This window comes from Planktothrix mougeotii LEGE 06226 (assembly GCF_015207485.1).
GTDB lineage: Bacteria > Cyanobacteriota > Cyanobacteriia > Cyanobacteriales > Microcoleaceae > Planktothrix.
Genome location: NZ_JADEWU010000148.1, coordinates 1 through 3064, shown reverse-complemented (window position 1 = coordinate 3064; position 3064 = coordinate 1). Strand labels below are relative to the sequence as shown.

4 protein-coding genes are annotated in these 3064 nt (G+C 42.4%); 3 read left to right on the top strand and 1 reads right to left on the bottom strand.

The genetic code is table 11. The annotated features are described in order from the left end of the window. A partial coding sequence (locus tag IQ236_RS27425; protein WP_193872385.1) for a vWA domain-containing protein occupies positions 1 to 1226 on the bottom strand: 1226 nt, incomplete at its 3' end. A gap of 55 nt (positions 1227 to 1281) precedes the next feature. Between IQ236_RS27425 and IQ236_RS27420 the strand changes: the two genes are divergently transcribed. The 3 genes from IQ236_RS27420 to IQ236_RS27410 all read left to right on the top strand — a co-directional run. Further along, positions 1282 to 1968, top strand: coding sequence for an ATP-dependent Clp protease proteolytic subunit (locus tag IQ236_RS27420; protein ID WP_190524188.1), 687 nt, complete (start codon positions 1282 to 1284; stop codon positions 1966 to 1968). Between the two features lie 31 nt (positions 1969 to 1999). Further along, a complete protein-coding gene (locus IQ236_RS27415) occupies positions 2000 to 2614 on the top strand; it encodes an ATP-dependent Clp protease proteolytic subunit (protein WP_072717118.1) in 615 nt (204 codons plus the stop codon). 348 nt (positions 2615 to 2962) lie between these two features. Next, on the top strand, positions 2963 to 3064 hold a 102-nt coding region (locus IQ236_RS27410), incomplete at its 3' end, for an RRXRR domain-containing protein (protein ID WP_193872383.1).

Genomic DNA, 3064 nt, shown 5'->3' with positions numbered 1-3064 from the left:
GTTTTAGAGACAATTCGGGTTTTCTTCTTATCAGCTTCAGATAATTCTTCTCCAGATTGTAAGCGAGTGGCACTGGTTTGAAGTACCGTTGCTGCGCTTTTATCTCCCATTTGTAAAGCGGTTTTAGCCGCAGTTTGTAACATCGTTGCGGCTCCAGCGCGATCGCCTTGTTGGAGTTTCGTTTCCGCAATTTGAGTTTGACGATATTTGGCTAGAGCTAAAATTTGTTGTTGTACAAATCCATCAGCTTTCGGTTGATAGGAACTCACAAAATTTCCGTCCACCCAGATCGGATCAGAATATAAATTTTGTAAGTCTAAAGAAGGATCATCATAACGAACTTGCACTTGGGCGATCGCTTGTTTTCCTTCCGAAAATTGACCAAAATATAAATTGGCTAAAACCACCCGATCCACATCTTTCATCACATCCCCTAGACGAACCATCCATTTTTCTCCTTCTTTTTGAACAGGTAATTCGATGGTATCCGGGGCAACTTGGGCGATGGGTTTGAGTTCGGCTAACCGCACATTCGGCATTAAATCTAAGAGTAAATAGGCATTGGTTAACCCCACCGACTGCATCTTATTAAATAAACGACTAAATTCATCCAGGGCTTGTTCAGGATATTCAATATAAGCCAAACTTCCTCCCGCCGCATCAGCAATTTCTTCTAAAACATCCGAGTTCCAATCTTCCCCAAACCCTAAAGTATTGATGGTTAAGTTATAATTAGCAGCAAGTTGGGCTAATTTCAAACAGCGCGTATTGTCGCCGTGTTCGTTTTCCCCATCGGTTAATAAAAAGGCTTGAGAAATTCGTTCAGCTTTGCCTTTACCCAATTCTTCAATACCTAATTTTAGGCCTTCATCAATGGCTGTCCCCCCAGATGTTCTCAAGCTATTAATTTTACGTTTAATATTGTCCAAATCTTTAATATCTTGATTGGGAATTAAAACCTTAGCGCGATGATCAAACGCTATAATAGAAATGCGATCGCCGGGTTTTAATCGATCCACTAACTCGATCGCCGCCTGTTTGACCGTTTCTAAGGGTTTTCCACTCATGGAACCGCTATGATCTAAAATCAGGCACAAATTCAAAGGGACATCAGCATCAGTTTGGGAGGGAAAAGCCGAAATGGAGATCGCAAGCTGACGTTGACTGGTTGCCTGGGAGACATCGAAGTTGGGATCGCTAAGAATCGCTTGCAAACTGACTTTCATAGGATTACCTGGAGTTGCGCTACTATTTTTATAAGTTTAAGGATGAGAATTCCTCATGAGAGAACCCATTCAAGCTGTGCAATCGGCATATTCTTACACCGATAGCCCGATTCGGACTCCCCCGCCAGATTTGGAATCCCTTCTATTGAAGGAAAGGATTGTCTATCTGGGACTTCCCCTGTATTCGTCCGATGACATCAAACGTCAAGTGGGGATTGATGTTACTGAACTGATTATCGCTCAACTGCTTTACTTACAGTTTGACGATCCAGAGAAACCCATCTATTTCTACATCAACTCAACGGGAACTTCCTGGTATGGAGGAGATGCAATTGGGTTTGAAACCGAAGCCTTTGCCATTTGCGATACCCTGGGTTATATTAAACCTCCGGTTCATACCATTTGTATTGGTCAAGCCATGGGAACTGCTGCCATGATTTTAGCAGCCGGAACCAAAGGATATCGGGCGAGTTTACCCCATGCCACCATTGTTTTAAATCAAGCTAAAAGTGGGGCGAGAGGTCAAGCAACGGATATCCAAATTCGGGCGAAAGAAGTTCTTGATAATAAAAGAACCATGTTAGAAATTTTGTCAAAAAGTACCGGACAATCGGTGGAAAAAATTTCTAAAGATACGGATCGGATGTTCTATTTGACACCCGATGAAGCCAAGGAATATGGTTTAATTGACCGGGTGTTAAAGAGTCGGAAAGAATTGCCTTCATTGGTGGCAACGGTTTAACATTAATTTAGACTTCAAAAGGGGTAAAGCTATGCCTATTGGGATTCCGAGTGTTCCTTATCGTCTTCCAGGTAGTCAATACGAAAGATGGATTGATATTTATACCCGTTTGGGTGTAGAACGGATTTTATTTTTAGGTCAAGAAGTCACCGATGGGTTAGCAAATCGGATTGTCGCCCAAATGCTGTATTTAGATGCGGAGGATTCTAATAAACCCATTTATTTGTATATCAATTCTCCGGGGGGATCGGTAACAGCAGGGATGGCAATTTACGATACCATGCAATACATTAAAGCCGATGTGATTACCATTTGTGTGGGTTTAGCGGCTTCAATGGGAGCGTTTTTATTAGCCGCAGGAAGCCCTGGAAAACGTTTGGCTTTACCTCATGCTCGGATTATGATTCACCAACCTTTAGGAGGGGCAAGGGGTCAAGCAACGGATATCGAAATTGAAGCAAAAGAAATTTTGAGAATCCGCAGCTTGTTGAATGATATTTTAGCCAGTCGTACCGGGCAAACGTTGGAAAAAATTCAGAAAGATACGGATCGAGATTATTTTCTCTCGGCCCAAGAAGCCAAGGATTATGGTTTAATTGACCAAGTGATTGAAGAACGAGTTCCGGTGGCATTAACCGCAGGTTAACTGTTTATTATTCACAACAATTGGTGGGTTTTGCCCACCAATTCACCCTGTAATTCTTTTTCTACATTAATCAAATCACTGATAGAATTAGTCAGCACCCCGCTCTGAAGAGACGGGGCTATGCGCTCCGCGCAGGCTACGCCAACATGCCTCTAACTTTAGATAGCTGACCAGCTATAGCCTAACGGCTACGTTTTCTGGATCATAATACCCACGAATGCGACGCTAGTTTGTGGCTCTATTGTTAACAATTAAACAGTTTTACGAGGGGTAAGACAGTGTTGTTAGCGCAAAAAGTTCGGAAAACATTGGCGAAGCGAACCTTACCCTAGAAATAGGAGTCATTTCATGTCTAATTACGTCTTTGTAATTGATACAAATAAACAGCCTCAAAACCCAGTACATCCTGCTCAAGCTCGATTGTTATTGAATCAAGGTCAAGCTGCGGTT

Coding starts and splice junctions, on each gene's coding strand:
- IQ236_RS27420 (WP_190524188.1), top strand. CDS start 1,282: ATGAGAGAACCCATTCAAGCTGTGCAATCGGCATATTCTTACACCGAT.
- IQ236_RS27415 (WP_072717118.1), top strand. CDS start 2,000: ATGCCTATTGGGATTCCGAGTGTTCCTTATCGTCTTCCAGGTAGTCAA.